A 21849-nucleotide genomic window follows, 5' to 3' on the forward strand; every position below is an offset into this window, starting at 1 on the left:
ACCAGTCCCAGCCCGCTCGTACCGAAAGAACCGCCATGCGTCCCACCACCAATCCGGCCCGCCCGCTGAGCGGGCTCGCGGAGCTTCTCGGGATCGAAGGGGGCGGCTGGGACGACGTGTCCGCCACGGGGATCACCCACGACTCGCGGGCGGTGCTGCCCGGCGACATCTACGTGGCGCTGCCCGGCGCGCGCGCCCACGGCGCCCAGTTCAGCGTCCAGGCCGCGGAGGCGGGCGCGAACGCGATCATGACCGACCCGGACGGGTACGACCGGGCGGCGGCGACGGGTCTGCCGGTCCTGGTGGTGGCCGACGTCCGCGCCCGGCTCGGCGACGCCGCGTCGTGGGTGTACGGCGAGCCGGGCAGCGACATCACGCTCATCGGCGTCACCGGCACCAGCGGCAAGACCACCACGGTGTTCCTCATCGACGCGGGGCTGCGCGCCGCCGGGATCGAGACGGGCCTGGTCGGCGGCGTCGAGATCCGGGTGGGCGGCGAGCGGGTGCCGAGCGCGCTCACCACCCCGGAGGCGACCGACCTGCACGCGCTGCTGGCGATGATGCGCGAGCACGACGTCGGCGCCGCCGCGATGGAGGTGTCCAGCCACGCCCTCGTGCAGGGCCGCGTCGGCGGCGCCCGCTACGAGGTCGCGGTGTTCACCAACCTGTCCCAGGACCACCTGGACTACCACCCGACCATGCAGGACTACTTCCTGGCGAAGGCGCGGCTGTTCACGCCGGAGTACTCCCGCGTCGGGGTCATCAACCTGGACGACCACCACGGCCGCGAACTGCTGGAGATCAGCCGGGTGCCGGCCACGACGTTCTCGGCGTCCGGGGACCCGGCGGCCGACTGGCGGGCCGAGGACGTGCGCGCCGGCGCCGACGGCAGCGTGTTCCGCGTCGTCGGGCCCGGCGGGATCGAGGCGGACGCGCAGGTCCGGCTCGCCGGCCCGTTCAACGTCGCCAACGCGCTCGCCGCGATCGTCGCGCTGGTCGAGGCGGGCATCCCGCTGCAGGCCGCCGTCCGCGGGGTCGGCTCGCTGCCCGGCGTCCCCGGCCGGCTGGAGCGCGTCGACGAGGGCCAGGACTTCGTCACCCTCGTCGACTACTCCCACAAGCCCGGCGCGGTCGAGGCCGTGCTGAACGCGCTGCGTCCCGTCACCGAGGGCGACCTCGCGGTGGTGCTCGGCTGCGGCGGCGACCGCGACCGCGGCAAGCGGCCGCTCATGGGCGAGGCCGCCGCGCGGCTGGCCGACATGGCGTATTTCACCAACGACAACCCGAGATCGGAAGATCCGCTCGCCATTCTCGCCGCTATGGTCGAGGGCGGGCTCAAGGTGCCGCAGCGCGAGCGCGCGCACATCGTCGTGGAACCCGACCGCGCCGCCGCGATCGGGCTGGCCATCGGCCGGGCCCGCCGCGGCGACGTCATCGTCGTTGCGGGCAAGGGCCACGAGCAGGGTCAGAACGTGGCGGGCGAGGTGCATCCGTTCGACGACCGCGAGGTCGTCCGCGCGGCCCTCCGGCGCCGGACACAAGGGATTAGAGGGGACGGGACGCAGGCGTGATCCCACTTCCGCTGTCGACGATCGCGGAGATCACGGGGGGTACCCTTCACGGGCCTCCGGACGTCGTGGTGAGCGGCCCCGTGGTCATCGATTCCCGCGCGGTGGAGCCCGGGGCGCTGTTCGCGGCGCTGCAGGGCAAGCGCGCGGACGGGCACGACTTCGCGGCCGGGGTGCTGGCCGCCGGGGCCGCCGCGGTGCTCGCGCAACGCCCCGTGGAGGGGCCGTGCGTGGTCGTCGCCGACGTCCGGGAGGCGCTCGGGCGGCTGGCCCGGGGTCTGCTGGAGCGGCTGCCGGACGTGACCGTCGTCGCGGTCACCGGCTCGGCCGGCAAGACCTCCACCAAGGACCTCATCGCCCAGGTGGTGAGCCGCGCCGGCCCGGTGGTGTACCCGCCGGGCTCGTTCAACAACGAGATCGGGCTGCCGCTCACCGTGCTGCGCGCCGACGCGCGGACGCGCCATCTCGTCCTGGAGATGGGCGCCCGCGGCATCGGCCACATCGCCTACCTGACCGGGATCGCGCGCCCGGACGTCGGGGTGGTGCTGAACGTCGGCACCGCGCACGTCGGGGAGTTCGGCGGCAGGGAGAACATCGCCCGCGCCAAGGGCGAGCTCGTCGAGGCGGTGCCGCCGGGCGGGACGGCCGTCCTCAACGCCGACGACCCGCTGGTCGCCGCGATGGCGTCCCGCACCCGCGGCGAGGTCGTCACGTTCGGCCGCTCGCCGGACGCGCTCGTGCGGGCCGAGGACGAGACGCTCGACGAGCGGGGCCGGGCCCGGTTCACCCTCGTCACGCCGGAGGGGGCGGCGCCGGTCGCGCTGCGCCTGCACGGCTCGCACGCCGTCCAGAACGCGCTCGCCGCGGCCGCCGCGGCGCGGGCCGCCGGGCTCGGGCCGGAGGTGATCGCCGAGGCGCTGTCGGCGGCCGTGCCGGTCAGCCGGTGGCGGATGGAGGTCACCGAGCGGGCCGACGGGGTGACCGTGGTGAACGACGCCTACAACGCCAACCCCGACTCGACCCGCGCCGCGCTCGACGCGCTGGTGCACATGGCGCGGGGCCGCCGCGCGTACGCGGTGCTGGGCGAGATGGGGGAACTCGGCGCCGTTTCTGTGGCGGAACATGCCAAGATCGGGCAGCATGTCGCGCGCAGCGGGATCGCCGGGCTCATCGTCGTCGGCGCGAACGCCGCCGCGATGGCCGAAGGGGCCGGGCAGGTCGCGTCATGGACGGGAGAGTGCGTGCAGGTGGATGACGTCGGCGCGGCGGTGGCCGCGCTCAGCGAGCGGCTCGCGCCGCGGGACGTCGTGCTGGTGAAGGGCTCCCGCGTCGCCGGCCTGGAACGGGTGGCCGAGGCGCTGCTCGCGGAGGATGCCCGATGACCAACATCATCATCGCCGCGGGTGTCGCGCTGATCTTCGTGATGGTCGGCACGCCGGTGTGGATCCGGATCGTCAACCGGCTCGGCTACGGCCAGATGATCCGCGACGAGGGCCCGGAGGCGCACCTCAACAAGCGCGGCACCCCCACGATGGGCGGGACGGTCTTCATCGTCGGCTCGCTCGTCGGCTACGGCGTGGCGCACCTGGTCACCGGGGACGAGCCGACGATCTCCGGCCTGCTGGTGCTGTTCCTGATGACCGGCCTCGGCCTCGTCGGGTTCGTCGACGACTACATCAAGGTGTTCAAGCAGCGCAGCCTCGGCCTGCGCAGCGGCGCGAAGATGATCGGGATCATCCTGGTCGGCGTCGTGTTCGCGGTCGCGTCGCTGAACTTCCCGAACGGCTACGACGTCACCCCCGCCGACCCCCACCTGTCCTTCCTGCGCGACTTCGGCCCCTCGATCGGCCCGTACCTGTTCGTGGTGTGGGCGCTGCTGCTCATCGCGGCCATGTCCAACGGCGTCAACCTCACCGACGGGCTGGACGGTCTCGCCGCGGGCCCGGCCGGCATGGTGCTGGCCGCCTACGTGATCATCGGGAACTGGCAGCTGCGCAACAGCTGCGCCGCCGCCCTCGTCCCCAACTGCTACAGCGTCCGCGACCCCCTCGACCTCGCGGTGGTCGCCGCGGCCGTGCTCGGCGGCGTGTTCGGCTTCCTGTGGTGGAACGCCCCGCCCGCGAAGATCTTCATGGGCGACACCGGCTCGCTGGCCCTCGGCGGCGTGCTGGTCGGCCTGGCGATCCTCACCCGCACCCAGTTCCTGCTCGCCATCCTGTGCGGGCTGATCGTGATGATCACCCTGTCGGTGATGATCCAGGTCGGCGGGTTCAAGCTGACCGGCAAACGCGTGTTCAAGATGGCCCCGCTGCAGCACCACTTCGAGCTGTCCGGCTGGGCCGAGACCACGATCGTCGTGCGCTTCTGGCTGATGTCCGCGCTGTTCACCGCGATCGGCATCGGCCTGTTCTACCTGGAATGGATGCCGAAGAAGTGAGCGAACCCTGGGACGGCCTGGCGGTGTGCGTGGCGGGGCTCGGCGTGTCCGGCCGCGCCGCCGCCCGCGTGCTGGCCGCCCGCGGCGCCCGCGTCACCGTGGTGGACGCCCGCGACGGAGCGGAGCAGCGCGAGCACGCCGCCGAGCTGGAGGCCCGCGGGGTCACGGTCCGGCTCGGGGACGGCGAGAGCCTCCCGGAGGCCACCGGCCTCGTCGTGACGTCGCCCGGCTGGCGGCCGGACGTGCCGCTGCTCGCCGCGGCGGCCGCCGCGGGCATCGAGATCATCGGCGAGGTCGAGCTCGCCTGGCGGCTCCGCGGGCCGGACGCGGCGCCGTGGCTGGCCATCACCGGGACGGACGGCAAGACGACCGTCGTCCGGATGCTGGCGTGCATGCTCACCGCCGCCGGCCACAAGGCCCTCGCGGTCGGGAACGTCGGGACGCCGATCGTCGAGGCCGTCACCGAGCCGTACGACGTGCTGGCGGTGGAACTGTCGAGCTACCAGCTGCACTGGTCCAGCTCGCTCGCCCCGCGGGCGGCGGTCGTGCTGAACGTCGCCCCCGACCATCTCGACTGGCACGGCTCCATGGACGCCTACGTCGGCGCCAAGGGCAAGATCTACGCGCCGGGCACCGTCGCGGTCTACAACGCCGACGACGACACGTCCACGGCGCTCGCCGAACGCGCCGAAGGCGTGGACCGGCGCGTCGGGTTCACCCTGCGGGTGCCGCGGCCGGGCGAGCTCGGCGTCGTCGAGGACCTCCTGGTCGACCGGGCGTTCACCGGCGACCCGGCGCGGCACGCCGCCGAACTGGCCGAGCTCCGCGACGTCCGCCCGTACGCGCCGCACAACGTCGCGAACGCGCTGGCCGCCGCCGCGCTGGCCCGCGCGTTCGGGGTGCCGCCCGAGGCCGTCCGGGAGGGCCTGCGCTCGTTCGTCCCCGACCCGCACCGCATCCAGCACGTCGCGGACATCGCGGGCGTCGCCTACGTCAACGACTCCAAGGCGACCCAGCCGCACGCCGCCGCCGCGTCCCTGGCCGCCTACGAGTCCGTCGTGTGGATCGCCGGCGGCCTTCTCAAGGGCCTGGACGTCGACGACCTGGTGCGCTCGTGCGCCGGACGGCTGCGCGGCGTCGTGCTGATGGGACGCGACCGGCACCGGATCGCGGAGGCACTCGCGCGACACGCCTCGAATGTCCCGGTCGTGGACGTCTCCGACACCGACACTGGGGCGATGGAACGCTGCGTCAACGAAGCCTCCGGCCTCGCCCGTCCGGGAGACACCGTGCTCCTCGCGCCCGTCGGGGCGTCCTTCGACATGTTCGCCGGCTACCCGGCCCGCGGTGACGCCTTCATCGCGGCGGTCGAACGCCTCGCGGGGGCGTCCGGCTCCGGGGACGACCGGTAGCCGTGACCGCCGCGGCGGAGGAGGAGGGCGGCGGACGCCCGGGACCGCGCGAGCAGGTGGTCGCCGCCGTCGGGCTGCTCGACCGGCCTCTGACCTCCTATTACCTGGTGCTGGGCTGCTCGGTGATGCTGCTCGCGCTCGGCCTGACGATGGTGCTGTCGGCGTCCAGCGTCAAGCAGCTCCAGGCGACGGGCTCGGCGTACACGCTGTTCCAGAAGCAGGCCGTGTGGATGGCGATCGGGCTGCCCTGCATGTGGCTGGCGTCCCGGCTGCCGGTGAAGACGTTCCGCGCGCTCGCCTACCCGCTGCTGCTGCTGTCGGTCGTCGCGCTGGCGATGGTGCTGGTCCCCGGGCTCGGGCGCAGCGCGGGCGGCGCCACCCGCTGGGTCGATCTCGGGCCGGTGCAGATCCAGCCGTCCGAGCTCGCCAAGCTCGCGCTCGTGCTGTGGGGCGCCGACCTGCTGGCCCGCAAGGACAGGCTCGGCCAGCTCACCGAGTGGCGGCCGCTGCTCGTCCCGCTGATGCCCGGCGCCGGGATCCTCGTCCTGCTGGTCATGCTGGGCAGCGACCTCGGCACCACGCTGGTCCTGCTCACCGTCTTCCTCGCGCTGCTGTGGGTGGTCGGCGCGCCCGGGCGGCTGTTCGTCGGCATCGCGGGGCTCGTCGGCCTGCTGGTGTCGATCCTCATCCTGGTCGAGCCGTACCGGATGCAGCGCCTCACCGGGTTCCTCGACCCGTCCGGGAACCAGCTCACCACCAACTACCAGGGCACCCAGGGGCTGTTCGCGGTCGCGTCCGGTGGTCTCTTCGGGACGGGCCTCGGCGAGGGATGGGCCAAGTGGGACTACCTGCCGCACGCCGAGACCGACTTCATCTTCGCGATCGTGGGGGAGGAGTTCGGGCTCGCCGGCACCCTCGTCGTCCTCGGCCTGTTCGGGATGCTCTCCTACGCCGGCCTGCGGATCGCCCGCCGGGTGAAGGACCCGTTCACCCGGCTCGCCGCCGCGGGCGCCACCGCCTGGATCATCGTGCAGGCCATCGTGAACATCGGCGCCGTCATCGCCGTCCTGCCCATCACCGGGATCCCCCTTCCGCTGGTGTCGTACGGCGGTTCGGCGCTCGTTCCGACCCTTTTCGCGCTCGGGATGCTGCTCGCCTTCGCCAAACGTGAGCCCGGCGCGCGGCAGGCACTCTCCGCACGTGGCCCCGGACCGGTCGTGAGGGCTCTAAGCTGGCTGGGTCTGGCACGGCGGTGAAATCCCCCTTTCGAACACGCTGAGGAGTTGTCAACGAGCATGAGGGTTGTCCTGGCCGGCGGGGGCACCGCCGGACACATCGAGCCCGCCCTGGCCCTCGCCGACGCGCTGCGCCGCAACGACCCGAACACCGGGATCGTCTGCCTCGGGACGGAGCGAGGGCTGGAGACCCGTCTCGTCCCGCAGCGAGGGTACGAACTCGCGCTGATCCCGCCGGTGCCGCTGCCGCGCACGCTGACCCCGCAGCTGCTGTCGGTGCCCGGCCGGCTGCGCGGCGCGATCAACGCGGCGGCGGCCGTCCTCGACCAGGCCCGGGCCGACATCCTGGTCGGCTTCGGCGGCTACGTCGCCACCCCCGGCTACCTCGCGGCCCGTAAACGCAAGGTGCCGATCATCGTGCACGAGGCCAACCCGAAGCCGGGTCTCGCCAACAAGCTCGGCGCCCGGTTCACCGAGCACGTGGCGGTGTCGCACGCCGACTCGCCGCTGCCGAACGCCACGTTCGTCGGCATCCCGCTGCGCCGCGAGATCGCGACGCTCGACCGGCTCGCGATGGGCGACAAGGCCCGCTCCTACTTCGGGCTGCTGCCCGACCTGCCCACGCTGCTGATCTTCGGCGGCTCGCAGGGCGCCCGCTCGCTGAACCAGGCCGCGGTGGCCGCCGCGCCGTACTTCCGGCAGGCCGGCATCCAGGTGCTGCACATCGTCGGGCCGAAGAACACCGAGGAGCCCGAGCCCTCGTCCGGCGGCCCGCAGTACGTCACGATCCCGTACTGCGACCGGATGGACCTCGCCTACGCCGCCGCCGACATGGCCATGTGCCGCGCGGGCGCGATGACGTGCGCGGAGCTGGCCGCCGTGGCGCTGCCCGCGGTGTACGTCCCGCTCCCGATCGGCAACGGCGAGCAGCGGCTGAACGCCGAGCCGATCGTGGCGGCGGGCGGCGGCATGCTGGTCGACAACGCCGAGCTGTCGCCCGACTGGATCGCCCGGCATCTGCTGCCGGTGCTGGCCGACCCGGGCCGGGTCGCGCACATGTCCGAGGCGGCCGGCCGGATGGGGCGCCGGGACGCCGACGTCGCGCTCGCCCGCATGGTGTACGACGTGGTCCGCTCGGCGGGCGCCGCGCGATGAGCCTGATCGACCCCGGTGAGGTGGTCCCCGCCGGCGAACTCGGCAGGGTCCACTTCATCGCGATCGGGGGCGCCGGGATGTCCGGCATCGCCCGCATCATGCTGCGGCGCGGCATGGCCGTGTCCGGCAGCGACGCCCGCGACTCCGAGCTGCTCGCCCAGCTCGGCGGCCTCGGCGCGAAGGTGTTCGTCGGGCACGACGCCGCCCATGTGGGCGATGCCGACACGGTGGTGGTCTCCACGGCGATCCGGGAGGGCAATCCCGAGCTGGTCGCCGCCCGTGAGCGGGGCCTGCGCGTCCTGCACCGGTCCGCGGCGCTCGCCTCCCTGATGATCGGGCGGCGCGCGGTGGCGGTCGCGGGCACGCACGGCAAGACCACCACGACGTCGATGCTGACGGTCGCACTCCAGCACGCGGGCGCCGACCCGTCCTACTGCATCGGCGGGCAGCTCGTCACCACGGGGCTCGGGGCGGACGAGGGAAGCGGCGACGTCTTCGTCGCGGAGGCCGACGAGAGCGACGGCTCGTTCCTCATGTACACCCCGCACATCGCGGTCATCACGAACGTCGAGGCCGACCACCTCGACAACTACGGCGGCTTCGAGCGGGTGAAGGAGAACTTCGCGCGCTTCGTCGAGCGCGTCGAACCGGGCGGGACGCTCGTCGCCGGCGCCGACGACCCGGTGGCGATGGAGCTCGCGGAGCACGCGCGGGCGCGGGGGCTGACCGTCCGCACCTACGGGGAGGCCGAGCACGCCGACCTGCGGGTGACGGGATTCACTCCGCGCGGTCTCGGCTCCCGGTTCGAGATCGAGGGCGCCGGCGAGGTCCTGCTCGCCGTCCCCGGACGGCACAACGCGCTCAACGCCGCCGCCGTCATCGCGGTCGCGCGGTCGCTCGGGGTGGACGACGCGGCCGTGCGGGCGGGCCTCGCCGCGTTCGGCGGCGCGATGCGGCGGCTGGAGCGCAAGGGCGAGGCGGGCGGCGTCGAGGTGTTCGACAGCTACGCCCACCACCCGACGGAGCTGACCGCCGACCTGGAGGCCACCCGCGACTACCTGGGGGAGAAGGGCGGCGGCCGGATCATCGCGGTCTTCCAGCCGCACCTGTACAGCCGCACCCGGTTCTTCGCCGCCGAGTTCGGCGCGGCGCTCGGGCTCGCCGACGTCGCGGTCGTGCTGGACGTCTACGGCGCCCGCGAGGATCCCGAGCCCGGCGTGACGGGGGCGCTCGTCGCGGACGCGGTCCCGGCCGGCACCGAGACCGTGTACGCGCCCGTCCGGGATGAGGTGCCCGGCATCGCGGCGTCGCTCGCCCGGCCCGGTGATGTCGTCATCACGCTGGGTGCCGGGGATGTGACGCAGCTCGGCCCGCCGGTTCTCGATCGGCTCGCGGGGTGACACGCCGCCGCCCGCCCGGTGGGCGGCGCAGGAGGGGAAGACTGTCAGGCTTGGGTGATGACCGAGGCGCAGACGGACCGGCGCGCGGCCCGGCGGGAGGAGCCCGCGGGCGATGGGCGCGGCCGGCCGAACCGGTGGAAGGCGATCTTCGTCACGCTGCTGGTCGCCGGCGTGCTCGGGCTGGTGGCGTGGGTGCTGCTCGGCTCCCGGCTGCTGGTGGTGCGGCACGTCGAGGTGACCGGCGCCGATCTGGCGCCCCGCGACCGGATCGCCGCGGCCGCCGAGATCCCCGTCGGCACCCCGATGGCGCGGCTGCGCACCGGCGCGATCCGGGAACGCGTCGAGCGGCTCCGCGAGGTGGAGTCGGCGGAGATCGAGCGGCACTGGCCGGGGACGGTCCGTATCGTTGTCCGGGAGCGGGTCCCGGTGGCGGTGTTCGCACGCGGCGGGCGCTACCACCTCCTTGACCGGTACGGGGTCACGGTGGCCGACCGAGGGTCCCGCCCGCCCGGGCTGCCCGTGCTGACGGTCGCCTCGCCGGGGCCGTCCGACACGGCGACTCGCGCGGCGCTCACCGTGCTGTCCGAGCTGCCGGAACGGCTGAGCGGGGGGCTGGCCGAGGTCGAGGCCACCGGCCCCGAGGCGGTCACCTTGTACATGAAGGACGGGCAGACGGTGGTGTGGGGGGCCGCCGAGCGGGCAGGAGAGAAGATCCGGCTGCTGGACGCCGTTCGGCGTACGGTGGCCGGCCGTGCCCTACGCACCGTGGACATCAGTTCACCCGAGGTCCTCAAGACGAAATGAGGGGATATTCGGGTCCGGTGCGACACGCCGGGGGAGTTAGGGGGAGGTTAGTTGACCCTGGCCGTAAGGCCGCCCTACTGTCCGTATCAGTCCTCAGGTTGACATAACTGTAAGCCTCAAGTTGAGGGTGAGGGTTTACCCCACCCCAGCGCACAGGTCGGAAACACCGCGGCGGCACGGTCGGCAGACCGGTCAGGGCGGTCGGAGAGAGCGGAAAGGCCCCTCGTCGTGGCAGCACCGCAGAATTACCTCGCGGTCATCAAGGTCGTCGGTATCGGCGGCGGCGGCGTCAACGCCGTCAACCGGATGATCGAAGAGGGCCTCAAGGGCGTCGAGTTCATCGCGATCAACACGGACGCCCAGGCGCTGCTGATGAGTGACGCCGATGTGAAACTGGACGTGGGCCGTGAGCTCACCCGCGGCCTCGGCGCCGGCGCCAACCCCGATGTCGGGCGCAAGGCCGCCGAGGACCACCGCGAGGAGATCGAGGAGGTCCTCAAGGGCGCCGACATGGTGTTCGTCACCGCCGGGGAGGGCGGCGGCACCGGCACCGGCGGCGCACCCGTGGTCGCCAACATCGCCCGCTCGCTCGGCGCCCTGACGATCGGCGTCGTCACCCGCCCCTTCAGCTTCGAGGGCAAGCGCCGCGCCATGCAGGCCGAGGCCGGCATAGAGACGCTGCGCGACGAGGTCGACACCCTCATCGTCATCCCCAACGACCGGCTGCTGTCGATCTCCGACCGGCAGGTCAGCGTGCTCGACGCCTTCAAGGCCGCCGACCAGGTGCTCCTCTCCGGTGTTCAGGGCATCACCGACCTGATCACCACCCCCGGCCTGATCAACCTGGACTTCGCCGACGTCAAGTCCGTCATGTCCGGCGCCGGCTCGGCGCTGATGGGCATCGGCTCCGCGCGCGGCGACGACCGCAGCGTCGCCGCCGCCGAGATGGCGATCTCCAGCCCGCTGCTGGAGGCCAGCATCGACGGCGCGCACGGCGTGCTGCTGTCCATCTCCGGCGGCTCCGACCTCGGGCTGTTCGAGATCAACGAGGCCGCGCAGCTGGTGTCCAACGCGGCGGCCTCGGACGCCAACATCATCTTCGGCGCGGTCATCGACGATGCGCTCGGCGACGAGGTGCGGGTCACCGTGATCGCCGCGGGGTTCGATGAGGGCAGCCCTAGCAAGCCGGCCCCTGAGCCGGAGGCCAAGAGACTTCCGCCGCCGCCCCGCCCGGTGCCGCCGCCGCCGGTGTCCGCGCCGCCCGCCGCCCCGGCCAACCCGATCCCCAGCCGGATCGGGCGGTCCGAGCCGGCGGGCACGCACCAGGCCCAGCAGGGCTCGCAGTCGTCGGTGGCGCAGGCCGCCGCCGCGCCGCCGGCCCCGGTCCTGCCGCAGCGGGCCGAGAGCGATCGCCCGCAGCCGTCCGCGCAGGGCCACGACGACCGGACGGCGGGACGCGACGAGCCCGCCCGGCCGGGGAGCACCTCCCCGGGGCCCTCGGGCGACCGGGACGCCGGCGAGGCCGCCGGGTCGCGCGCCCCCGCGCCGCGCCAGCCCTCCGAGCAGACCTCCTCTTCCCGCGTGCACGCGGGCGAAAGCGACGGCGGCTCCGCCTCCTCCGGGCAGCGCCGCCGTCCCGTGGTGTTCGACGAGGATGACGACCTCGACGTCCCCGACTTCCTGAAGTGATCACCACCGTCGCCCTGGGCGACGGCGTCGGCGCCGCCTTCACCGGCCGCGCCGGCGGCGTGAGCGGGCCCCCCTACGACTCCCTGAACCTCGGCGGCGCTGTCGGCGACGACTCCGCCGCCGTGCTCGGCAACCGGCGGCGCGCCGCGTCGGCGCTCGGCGTCGACGCGGGCCGCACCGTCTTCATGCGGCAGGTCCACGGCGCGGACGTCGCGTTCGTCACCTCCCCCGAGACCTCCGGCCCCGTCGACGCCGTCGTCACGACCGTCCCGGGCCTCGCCCTCGCCGTCCTCGTCGCCGACTGCGCGCCCGTCCTGCTGGCCGACCCCGCCGCCGGGGTCGTCGGCGCCGCGCACTCCGGCCGTCCGGGGACGGCCGCCGGGGTCGTCCCGGCCCTGGTGAAGGCGATGTGCGAGCGGGGTGCCGACCCCGCCCGGATGACCGCCGCGATCGGGCCGGCCGCGTGCGGCCGCTGCTACGAGGTTCCCGCCGAGATGCGGGACGAGGTCGCCGCCGTCGTGCCCGCCGCGTACTCCACCACGTCCGAGGGCACACCCGGCCTGGACATCCGCGCCGGCATCGCCGAGCAGCTCGCGTCCGCCGGGGTGGCCGGAACGCGCATCGACGCCCGCTGCACGATCGAGGACCCGGGGCTCTTCTCCTACCGCCGCGAGGGGCGAACCGGGCGCTTCGCCGGATATGTCTGGCTCAAGGACGACGCGTGACCCACCAGGAACACCTCACCCCCGAGCAGCGCCGGGCGGAGCTGGCCGAGGGCCTCGCCGCGGTCCGCGCCCGCATCGCCGCCGCCTGCGCCGCCGCCGGCCGCGACGAGGCCGAGATCACGCTCATCGCGGTGACCAAGACGTTCCCCGCCTCCGATGTGCGGCTGCTCGCCGGGCTCGGCCTCACCGATGTCGGCGAGAACCGCGACCAGGAGGCCCGCCCGAAGGCCGCCGAATGCGCCGACCTCCCGCTGACCTGGCACTTTGTCGGCCGGCTGCAGAGCAACAAGGCTCGCGCGGTCGCCGGCTACGCCGACGTCGTGCACTCGGTCGACCGGTCCCGGCTGGTGTCCGCCCTGTCGGAGGCCGCCGTCCGCGCCGACCGCACGCTGCGCTGCCTCGTCCAGGTCTCGCTGGACGAGGAGGAGGCCGCGCAAGGCCGGGGCGGAGCGGCCCCGGACGCGGTGCCGGGGCTGGCCGACGAGATCGCCGGGGCCGCCGGACTCGAACTCGGCGGCGTGATGGCCGTCGCGCCGCTCGGGGCCGACCCGCTGCCCGCCTTCACCCGGCTCGCCGGGGTCGCCGGGGAGGTGCGCCGGAACCATCCGGGCGCCCGGATCGTCTCTGCGGGTATGAGCGGCGATCTGGAACAGGCGATCGCGTGCGGCGCGACACACCTGCGGGTCGGTACGGCGTTGCTCGGCGGTCGGCGGGCAATCGTCAGGTAATGTCCCCCCAGTGGCGCCTGCCCGTACGTACGCAGGTCGCCACGGCGGATCAGTCCAACGACGGCACCGGACGCTCCCGGAGCCGCGGCCACAGGACACGGAGGGGCGTATGGCCAGCGCGATGCGCAAGATGGCGGTCTACCTCGGCCTTGTGGAGGACGACCGCTACGACGACAAGTACGGCGACTACGACGAGTACGAGGTCTACGACGACGAGACCGACACCGGGCAGGGCCGCCGTCGCGAGGACGAATCCGGCGGTCAGCTTACCCGAGCGGAGGAGACCGCGGACCGGGATCGTGACCATCACTCTCCGTCGACCATCGAGCGGCGGTCCGTGGCTCTCTACGAGACCGGTACCACCGACCTTGCTCGTATCACTACCCTGCATCCAAGGACCTACAACGAGGCAAGGACCATCGGAGAGCACTTTCGGGAGGGCACGCCGGTGATCATGAATCTGACCGAGATGGTGGACAGCGACGCCAAGCGTCTGGTCGACTTCGCGGCAGGTCTCGTGTTCGGCCTGCACGGGAGCATCGAGCGTGTTACCAACAAGGTGTTCCTCCTGTCGCCCGCCAACGTGGAGGTGACGGCGGAGGACAAGGCCCGGATGGCCGAACGTGGGTTCTTCAACCAGAGCTGAGATTTACATGCGAGAGTGTCCGTGAGCATCGTTGGATCCATAGTGCAGGGCGTCCTGTACCTCTTCCTGCTCTTCCTGATCGGGAGGCTGGTGCTGGAGGTCGTGCAGTCCTTCGCCCGGCAGTGGAAGCCGAGCGGGGTGGTTCTCGTGATCGCCGAGGTGACGTACACGGTGACCGATCCGCCGCTGAAACTGCTCAGGCGTTTCATCCCGCCGGTCCGGCTGGGTAACGTTGCGTTGGACCTCAGCTTCACCGTCCTCATCCTTGTGGTCTGGGTCTTGATCATCTTCGTCCGCTCGATATTCGGCGGAGGGTAGGTCGATCGGATACGGTCCTCCGGGGACAGACTCCAAGCGCGCCAAGGAGACGAGAGCATGCCGCTGACACCCGCTGACGTGCGGAACAAGCAGTTCAGTACCACCAGGCTGAGGCCGGGGTATGACGAGGAGGAGGTGGACGCCTTCCTCGACGAGGTCGAGGCGGAGCTCGACCGCCTCATCCAGGAGAACGAAGAGCTGCGCGCCAAGCTGGCCGAGTGCCTGCGCGGCAAGGTCCCCGCCATGGCCGCCCCCATCGTGGAGCCCAAGCCGGACGTCCAGAAGATCCCCGAGCCTCCCCGTCCCGAGCCGCAGCCGCAGCCCGAGCCGGAGCCCGTCCTCGGCCTCGGCATGTCCCCCGCCCCCACCGGCGAGGACAACATGGACACCGCGGCCCGCGTGCTCGCGCTGGCGCAGCAGACCGCCGACCAGGCGATCGCCGACGCCCGCCGGGAGGCCGACGAGACGCTCGGCCGCGCCCGCCGCGAGGCCGAGGAGATCCTCGGCAAGGCCCGCCGGCAGGCCGACCAGATCGTCAGCGAGGCCCGGTCCCGCGCCGAGGCCCTCGACCGCGACGCCCAGGAGCGGCACCGCCAGGTCATGGGCTCGCTGGTGCAGCAGCGCGAGGAACTGGAGCGCGAGGTCGACAACCTGCGCGCCTTCGAGCGCGAGTACCGCAGCCGCCTGAAGGTCTACCTGGAGGGGCAACTGCGCGACCTGGAGGCGGGCAGCACCGAGACCGGCGCGTTCGCCGCCGTCCCGGGCGCGGTCCCGGCCCCGTCCCCGCAGGCCCCGCCCCAGACCGGTCCGCAGACGGGCCCGCAGAGCACCCTGTCGCACGGCGAGAACCGCAACGGCGTCCCCGGCGCACCGTCTCCCGCGCCGGGCACGTTCCCGCCGCCCGCCGAGCACGCCCAGCAGGTCCAGCACTCGGCGACCGGCGCGTTCCACGCGGGCGGTGACAACCCGCCGCACGACAGGCGCTGACGCGGCCGCCGCAGGCGATAGGGTCGTCCCCATCTCCGGGCCGGGCGTGGCGATGGCGCCATCCCGGCGGTGCCGGACGGTCGTGCGGGACGGCCACCGGTTCCGTCCGCGGTCCGGAGCCGAGCGGCCCGAACGAGTGGGAGAGACCCTGTGATCATCCTGAGTGGCGTTCTCGTGGTGGTGGCGATCGCCCTGCTGGTAGCGGGAATCGTCGCCGGCAACGGAGACAGCGCCCAGGTCTTCGGCCTGGATGCGCTGGTGGTGATCTACATCTCGATCGCCGTCAGCATCGTCTCCGCGCTGTGCCTGGCCATCGGGGTGTTCCTGCGCCGCAAGGAGCTCTGGGGTCCCGGGGCCACGACAGCGCCGGCCCGTCCGGCCGCCAAGAAGGCCAAGAAGGACAAGCGCGGGAAGGCCGCGCCGCCGGTACCGGCCAAGGGCGCCACGAGCCTCCCGGCGGCCGCGATCCCGGCCGCCGACCCGGCCGACGACGCGTTGGAGATCCCGGCCCCGTCCGTCGACGTCCCCGACGACGCCATCGTGTACGTCGTCCGCGGGCGCAAGCGCTACCACCTCGACACGTGCCGGCAGCTCGCCGGGCGTGACGCCGAGGAACTCACCTACGCCGAGGCCATGGAGGAGGGGTTCAGCCCCTGCACCGCCTGTATGCCCGACACCGCACTGGCGGCGCGCGCCGCGGCGTCGGCCCCCGCGTCCCCGGACGCGGGTAAGGCGGCAGAGGCCGGCTCCCCGGGCCGTGAGCCCGGTGCGGAGCGCTCCAGGGGCGGCCTGGCGGGGCTCGCCGGGCCGGCGTCCTCACCTCACGCCGCGCCGGCGTCGTTCACCAGGCCCGGTTCGTTCGAGGAACCCGCGTCCTCCGGCAGGCCGGGCGCGTTCGACAGGACGGCCGAGATCCCGCGGGCGGACGAGCCCGCCGCGCCGGAGCGTCCGGCCGCGAGTCCGACCGGCCCGACGCTGACCGACGTGCCCGTCGCGGGGCTGTTCACGTCCGGTGCGGCGGCCGGAGAGCCCGCCACGGCGCCGGAGACATCCGAGGAGCCCGAACCGGCGGCGAAGGCCCCGGAGGGCCGCTCCGGCGGCGACGAGGCCGCCGAGACCGAATCCGCGTCGCCTGACGCCACCGCCGATGTCACCGCCGACCTGAGCGCCGCGGCCCCCGGGCCGCGCCATGCCGCCGACACGGCCGATGACGAGTCCGCCGAGTCCGCCGAGACCGGGGTCGCGGACGGCGATGAGGACGCTCTCGCCCCGGAACCGGCCGCCGAGCCCGAGCCGGAACCGTCCGCCGCGGCCGCGGCGGACCAGGAGCCGGCGGACGAGCCGGCGGACGACGGACCGGAGGTCCGCATCCTCAGCGGCACCAAGCGCTACCACCGCGTCGACTGCGCCCTCATCGAGGACATCGGAGACGAGGCCGAGGACCTGGAGTCGCTGTCGCGCGCGGAGGCCAAGTCGCGGGGCTGCACGCCCTGCCTGGTCTGCCAGCCCGACCGCGAGCACGCCCGCGACTGAACCCGCCGGCCGCCGCTCAGCGGCGGCCGCGCCGCTCGTCGCGCAGTTCCCGCAGCCGGTCCCGGCGCTCGTCACGCACCCGCCGCCGTTCCTCGTGCCGCTCCCGCTGCAGCTCGCGGACCTCCTCGCGGTGCAGCCGGTGGACGTCGCGGTGCCGGTCGCCGCGCCCCTTCTCGCCGACCGCGCGGCGGCTGACGGAGATGCCGCCGAACAGCAGCATCCCGGTGATCCGGATGACGGGCGCGTCCGGGTCCACGGTGTCGTCCTCCGGCAGATCGTTCCCGCCGAAGATCGCGACATTGGACCCGACGACCCGGACGCCCGGCGGGACGACCATGTTCACGCCGCCGAAGACGCACGTGACGTTGACGGTCACCTCGCCCTGGCTGAGGACCGCCTGCCGGAAGTCCAGCTCGGCGCCGCCGAACACGCAGGAGACGTTCGTGGTGGGCTCGACGAGCCAGCGGCCCTTCCGCTCCACCCCGGAGAAGATCGCCACGAGGTTGGCCGACTGCGGCGCAGGCGGTGCGAGCGCGGGTTCCTTGCGCAGGTCCACCCGCGGCCGCGGGGCCTGCTCCGCGGCCGGCAGGTCGCTGAGAACGGGCTCCAGGTCGGCGTACGTCTTGGCCCTGTAGACGGCATCGATGCGCTCGGCGTGCTCCTCCGCCGTGATGCGCCCCTCCGCCAGTGCCTCGCGCAGGCGGTCGGCCACCTCGTCGCGGTCGGCGTCGGATGCGCGCATGCTCGCGGGCGACGGTCGTGCCGGAAGCCCGGAGTCGGCGGGCTGCTCGGGAAGATTCACAACCCAATCATTGCAAACGCGATGTGTCGCGAAGAACCCCCGGCGAAAAGTTCTCCGCCGCGTCCGGACGCGTCCGGACGCGGCGGAGAGGGTCACGCCTTGCGGAGGTAGTAGGTGAGGCCCAGGTCCTCGTCCCTGGTGGCGGGGACGCCCTCGGGCCGGCCCTCGGTCACCGTGGTCGCGAGGACCTCGCCGGCCACCTCCGCGGTGTGGGCGCGCAGCGCCTCCGCGAGGTCCGTGCCGGTCGCCTCCCACCACAGCTCGATGCGGTCGGTGACCTCCAGCCCGGCGGCCTTGCGGCCCTCCTGGACCAGCCGGACGGCCTCCCGCACCAGGCCCGCGCGCCGCAGCTCGGGGGTGACGGTGAGGTCGAGCGCGACGGTCTCGCCGGCGGCGCTCTCCACCGCCCATCCGCTGCGCGGACGCTCGGTGACGATCACGTCGTCCGCCGCCAGGGGCACCGTGCCGAGGTCCCCCGCCTCGACCTGCGCCTCGCCCGCGCGCAGCGCCCGCACGAGGGCCGCCGCGTCCGCCGAGGTGATCGCCTTGGCGACCTTCGGGGTGTCCTTGGCGTAGCGCCTGCCGAGCTCCCGGAAGTTCGGCTTGACCTCGTATTCGACGAGGTCACCGCCGATCGAGGACAGCTCCTCGAAGCCGAGGACGTTCAGCTCCTCGGAGATCTGCGCCCGGAGCTGCTCGGGCAGCGCCGGCCAGCCGGCCGCGCCGACGAGCGCGCGGCCGAGCGGCTGGCGGGTCCGTACGCCGCTCGCGGCCCGCGCGGAGCGGCCCAGCTCCACCAGCCGGCGGACGAGGGCCATCTGGGCGGTCAGGGTCTCGTCCAGCAGGTTCTCCTGGACCGTGGGCCAGTCGGCCAGGTGCACCGACTCGGGGCCGTCCTCCGGCCGGATGACGTCCCACACGTGGTCGGTGACGAACGGGACGATCGGCGCCATCAGCCGGGTGAGGGTCTCCAGGCACTCGTAGAGGGTGGCGAACGCGGCCGAGCCCTCGGGGGTTCCGGGGCCTTCCCAGAAGCGCCGCCGGGAGCGCCGCACGTACCAGTTGGACAGGTCGTCGATGAACTGCGAGAGGCGCCGTCCCGCGCGGGCGGTGTCGAACTCCTCCAGCGCCGCGTCGACCTCGCGGACCGTGCGGTGCAGTTCGGCGAGCGCCCAGCGGTCCAGCAGCGGGCGGTCGGCCGGGGCGGGCGCCTCCGCCGCCCGGTCCGGCGTCCACGCACGGCCCTGCGCCTCGGCGGCGTTCGCGTAGAGGACGAAGAACGACGCGGTGTTCCAGTAGGTGAGGAGGACCTTGCGGACGATCTCCTCCAGGACGCCGTGCCCGACGCGGCGGGACGCCCACGGCAGCCCGCTCGCGGCCATGAACCAGCGCACCGCGTCGGCGCCGTGCTGGTCCATCAGCGGGATGGGCCGCAGGACGTTGCCGAGGTGCTTGCTCATCTTCCGGCCGTCCTCGGCGAGGATCAGCCCCAGGCATACGACGTTCTCGTAGGACGACCGGTCGAACACGAGTGTCCCGACCGCCATGAGGGAGTAGAACCAGCCGCGGGTCTGGTCCTGCGCCTCGCAGATGTACTGGGCCGGGTAGGCCTCCTCGAAGACATCGTTGTTGCGGTAGGGGGCGCCCCACTGCGCGAACGGCATCGACCCGGAGTCGTACCAGGCGTCGATGACGTCCGGCACGCGGCGCGCCTCCGTCCCGCACCGCGGGCAGGGGAACGTGACGTCGTCGACGTGCGGGCGGTGCGGATCGAGCGCCGACAGGTCCTGCTCCGCAAGCGCGCCGAGTTCCTTGAGCGACCCGACGCAGGTGACGTGGTCCTCGTCGTCACCGCAGACCCACAGCGGCAGGGGAGTGCCCCAGTAGCGGCTGCGGGACAGGGACCAGTCGACGTTGTTGCGCAGCCACTCCCCGTACCGGCCGTGCTTGACCGTCTCGGGGTACCAGTTGGTCTTCTCGTTCTCCTCCAGCAGCCGGTCCTTGATCTGCGTGGTGCGGATGTACCAGGCGGGGAGCGCGTAGTAGAGCAGCGGCGTGTGGCAGCGCCAGCAGTGCGGGTAGCTGTGCTCGAAGTGCCCGCCGCGGAACAGCAGCCCGCGCGCGCGCAGGTCCTCGGTGAGGGGCTCGTCGGCGTCCTTGAAGAACTTGCCGCCGACCTGGGGGACCTCGCGCAGGAAACGCCCGTCCGGCCCGACCGGGTTGACGATCGGCATCCCGTAGGCCTTGCAGACGGTCATGTCGTCGCCGCCGAACGCGGGCGCCTGGTGGACGAGCCCGGTGCCGTCCTCGACGGTGACGTAGCCGCCCAGGACGACGTAGTGCGCGTCCGGGATGTCGACCAGGTCGAACGGCCGCCGGTACGCGGTGTGCTCCAGCTCGGTGCCCTGGAACGTCGCCAGCCGCTCGGCACCCTCACCGAGGACCCGGTCGAGGAGGGGCTCGGCCACGACGAGCACCTCGTCCGATCCCTGCGGCCGGGCGGCGACGTACGTGACGTCCGGGTGGACGGCGACGGCGGTGTTCGACACCAGCGTCCACGGGGTCGTCGTCCAGATGAGCAGCGCGGCGCCCATCTCGGCGAGCGGACCGGACGTGACGGGCATCCGCACGTACACCGACGGGCTGGACACCGTCTCGTAGCCGCCCGGCTGGCCCAGCTCGTGGTCGGACAGGCCCGTCCCGCAGCGCGGGCAGTACGGCGTGATGCGGAAGTCGCGGAACAGCAGGCCCTTGTCGAACACCTGCTTCAGGGACCACCACACGGACTCGACGTATTCGGCGTCCATCGTCCGGTACGCCTCGTCGAGGTTGACCCAGTAGCCCATGCGCTCGGTCATTTCCTCGAACGCGTCCACGTGGCGCAGGACCGACTCGCGGCAGCGGGCGTTGAACTCCGCGACGCCGTACTCCTCGATGTCCTTCTTGCCGGTGAGGCCGAGCTCCTTCTCCACGGCCACCTCGACGGGCAGCCCGTGGCAGTCCCAGCCCGCCTTGCGCGGGACGTGGTGGCCCTTCATGGTCTTGAAACGCGGGAAGACGTCCTTGAACACGCGGGCCTCGACGTGGTGGACGCCCGGCATGCCGTTGGCGGTGGGCGGACCCTCGTAGAACACCCACGGGGTACCGGACGCGGTGCGCTCCAGCGACCGCTCGAAAACCTTGTTCTCCTGCCAGCGGCGCAGCATGTCCCGCTCCAGGGCGGGCAGATCGACCTGCGCGGGCAGCGGCCGAAACGCTCGGCTCACGATGGCGGACCTCCGGATCGACGCGAACACGTTGACCGGAGGGACGAGGCGCGCGGCCCCGCGGTACCACCCTCCTTGACCGCGCCCGGACGGCACGGCCCGCTTCGTTCGAGTCCCGGCTGCCGGTTCTACTGCGCCCGCGGGCGGTTCCTCCGGCGGCTCCGGGGTGATCAGACCGCCGTGCTCGCCCCCGGGCTCACACCGTCCCCGGGTCGCTCATGGCCGCGTGCGGCGGCAGGTGTCCCCATCAGCGCCTGCCGTACAGACTGCTCGTCTGAACTTTAACGCACCCGGCCTGCCCACTCTTCCCGGTTTCCCGGCCGGCCCGCGGTTTCCCGGCCGGCCCGCGGTGGTGTCCCCGTGGGCCGACCACACCCACCCTTTGCGATCTCGTGCGTTGCGCTGGGGTTTCCGGGCGTTCGGCGGGCGGGCATAAGCGGTCGGTAACACGGCCCAGGTTGTTTACCGCTCCCGAGAAAAGGGGACTTATGCTGCCCGTCGAGGCGATCAGCGCGAGGGAGGCCGACATGGCCGGCGCGACGAGGGACGCGAAGCCCGCCGAGGAGACGCCCACCGCGGCGAAGACCCGGGACAAGACGTCCGGTGCGAAGAACTCCGCCGGAAAGCGGGGCAGACCGGCGGCCGGGCGCGGTCCCGCGAAGACGGGGAAGGCGGCGCGGGACGGCCGGGCCCCGGCCAAGGCGGCGGCCGCGGAGCTGCCGGTCCGCGAGGGGGAGCACCGCTGGACGCCCGGCGAGCTCGCCGAGGTGCGGGCCGGGCTGCAAGAGCAGATCGAGACCCTGCGCGCCGAGATCGCCGCGTCCGCGAGCCAGATCGCCGAGGGCGACGCCAGCGACGGCGCCGGCGACGACCAGGCCGACGCGGGCGCCAAGACCTACGAGCGTGAGCACGAGCTCGCGCTGGCCTACAATTCACAGGACCTGCTCGCCCAGATCGAGCGGGCCGTCCAGCTGATGGACGCCGGCACGTACGGGATCTGCGAGTCCTGCGCCAAGCCGATCGGCAAGGCGCGTCTCCAGGTCTTTCCGCGTGCGACCCTGTGTGTGACATGCAAACAACGCGAGGAACGTCGCTGAGCGACTCAACGAACCCAGAGCGCGGGGCCGGGGAATCCACGGGATCT

The 21849-nt window shown here is 73.2% G+C and carries 18 protein-coding genes; 16 read left to right on the top strand and 2 right to left on the bottom strand.

Annotated elements, in window-relative coordinates; all coding sequences use genetic code 11:
- Positions 1-35: 35 nt before the first annotated feature.
- The 15 genes from ACQP1N_RS13280 to ACQP1N_RS13350 all read left to right on the top strand — a co-directional run bounded on the left by ACQP1N_RS13280 (position 36) and on the right by ACQP1N_RS13350 (position 16637).
- The gene (locus ACQP1N_RS13280; protein WP_067795813.1) at positions 36-1571 is read left to right on the top strand and encodes a UDP-N-acetylmuramoyl-L-alanyl-D-glutamate--2,6-diaminopimelate ligase; all 1536 of its coding nucleotides are present in this window, start codon (positions 36-38) and stop codon (positions 1569-1571) included.
- Complete coding sequence (locus ACQP1N_RS13285) at positions 1568-2950, top strand: UDP-N-acetylmuramoyl-tripeptide--D-alanyl-D-alanine ligase (protein WP_433231534.1); 1383 nt, start codon at positions 1568-1570, stop codon at positions 2948-2950. The genes ACQP1N_RS13280 and ACQP1N_RS13285 overlap by 4 nt, the downstream gene beginning before the upstream one ends.
- Entirely contained in the window at positions 2947-4005 is a 1059-nt protein-coding gene (gene mraY / locus ACQP1N_RS13290; protein ID WP_067795808.1) for a phospho-N-acetylmuramoyl-pentapeptide-transferase, read from the top strand. The genes ACQP1N_RS13285 and mraY overlap by 4 nt, the downstream gene beginning before the upstream one ends.
- Positions 3987-5417: a UDP-N-acetylmuramoyl-L-alanine--D-glutamate ligase gene (gene murD, locus ACQP1N_RS13295; RefSeq protein WP_067795805.1), complete on the top strand. Its 1431-nt coding sequence runs from the start codon at positions 3987-3989 to the stop codon at positions 5415-5417. The genes mraY and murD overlap by 19 nt, the downstream gene beginning before the upstream one ends.
- A 2-nt stretch (positions 5418-5419) precedes the next feature.
- Positions 5420-6673 carry a putative lipid II flippase FtsW gene (ftsW, locus tag ACQP1N_RS13300; protein WP_067795802.1) on the top strand — a complete coding sequence of 418 codons (1254 nt, stop codon included), beginning with the start codon at positions 5420-5422 and terminating at the stop codon, positions 6671-6673.
- A 39-nt stretch (positions 6674-6712) separates the two neighbouring features.
- Positions 6713-7807 carry an undecaprenyldiphospho-muramoylpentapeptide beta-N-acetylglucosaminyltransferase gene (gene murG, locus ACQP1N_RS13305; RefSeq protein WP_067795799.1) on the top strand — a complete coding sequence of 365 codons (1095 nt, stop codon included), beginning with the start codon at positions 6713-6715 and terminating at the stop codon, positions 7805-7807.
- Positions 7804-9207, top strand: coding sequence for a UDP-N-acetylmuramate--L-alanine ligase (gene murC, locus ACQP1N_RS13310; RefSeq protein ID WP_433231538.1), 1404 nt, complete (start codon positions 7804-7806; stop codon positions 9205-9207). The genes murG and murC overlap by 4 nt, the downstream gene beginning before the upstream one ends.
- A gap of 57 nt (positions 9208-9264) precedes the next feature.
- Positions 9265-10011 (top strand): cell division protein FtsQ/DivIB, encoded by a 747-nt coding sequence (locus tag ACQP1N_RS13315; protein WP_067795792.1) that lies wholly within the window; start codon positions 9265-9267, stop codon positions 10009-10011.
- A gap of 228 nt (positions 10012-10239) precedes the next feature.
- Positions 10240-11700, top strand: coding sequence for a cell division protein FtsZ (gene ftsZ / locus ACQP1N_RS13320; protein ID WP_067795787.1), 1461 nt, complete (start codon positions 10240-10242; stop codon positions 11698-11700).
- Complete coding sequence (gene pgeF, locus ACQP1N_RS13325; RefSeq protein WP_433231542.1) at positions 11697-12425, top strand: peptidoglycan editing factor PgeF; 729 nt, start codon at positions 11697-11699, stop codon at positions 12423-12425. The genes ftsZ and pgeF overlap by 4 nt, the downstream gene beginning before the upstream one ends.
- Positions 12422-13153, top strand: a complete 732-nt coding sequence (locus ACQP1N_RS13330) for a YggS family pyridoxal phosphate-dependent enzyme (protein WP_433231544.1) — start codon at positions 12422-12424, stop codon at positions 13151-13153. The genes pgeF and ACQP1N_RS13330 overlap by 4 nt, the downstream gene beginning before the upstream one ends.
- A gap of 109 nt (positions 13154-13262) precedes the next feature.
- Positions 13263-13799, top strand: coding sequence for a cell division protein SepF (locus ACQP1N_RS13335; protein WP_067795777.1), 537 nt, complete (start codon positions 13263-13265; stop codon positions 13797-13799).
- A 21-nt stretch (positions 13800-13820) separates the two neighbouring features.
- Positions 13821-14117 carry a YggT family protein gene (locus tag ACQP1N_RS13340; protein WP_067795834.1) on the top strand — a complete coding sequence of 99 codons (297 nt, stop codon included), beginning with the start codon at positions 13821-13823 and terminating at the stop codon, positions 14115-14117.
- 57 nt (positions 14118-14174) lie between these two features.
- On the top strand, positions 14175-15104 hold the full coding sequence (locus tag ACQP1N_RS13345) for a DivIVA domain-containing protein (protein ID WP_067795774.1): 930 nt from the start codon (positions 14175-14177) through the stop codon (positions 15102-15104).
- A 150-nt stretch (positions 15105-15254) separates the two neighbouring features.
- Positions 15255-16637, top strand: coding sequence for a hypothetical protein (locus ACQP1N_RS13350; RefSeq protein ID WP_433231547.1), 1383 nt, complete (start codon positions 15255-15257; stop codon positions 16635-16637).
- A 16-nt stretch (positions 16638-16653) separates the two neighbouring features.
- Here ACQP1N_RS13350 and ACQP1N_RS13355 read toward each other — a convergent pair whose 3' ends face one another.
- Together ACQP1N_RS13355 and ileS are read right to left on the bottom strand one after the other, a co-directional pair.
- Positions 16654-17379, bottom strand: coding sequence for a DUF1707 SHOCT-like domain-containing protein (locus ACQP1N_RS13355; protein WP_067795831.1), 726 nt, complete (start codon positions 17377-17379; stop codon positions 16654-16656).
- 152 nt (positions 17380-17531) lie between these two features.
- Positions 17532-20705 carry an isoleucine--tRNA ligase gene (ileS, locus tag ACQP1N_RS13360; protein WP_433231550.1) on the bottom strand — a complete coding sequence of 1058 codons (3174 nt, stop codon included), beginning with the start codon at positions 20703-20705 and terminating at the stop codon, positions 17532-17534.
- A gap of 716 nt (positions 20706-21421) precedes the next feature.
- Between ileS and ACQP1N_RS13365 the strand changes: the two genes are divergently transcribed.
- The gene (locus tag ACQP1N_RS13365) at positions 21422-21802 is read left to right on the top strand and encodes a TraR/DksA family transcriptional regulator (protein WP_067795826.1); all 381 of its coding nucleotides are present in this window, start codon (positions 21422-21424) and stop codon (positions 21800-21802) included.
- Positions 21803-21849 lie beyond the last annotated feature (47 nt).

Source organism: Actinomadura formosensis, assembly GCF_050948385.1.
GTDB lineage: Bacteria > Actinomycetota > Actinomycetes > Streptosporangiales > Streptosporangiaceae > Spirillospora > Spirillospora formosensis.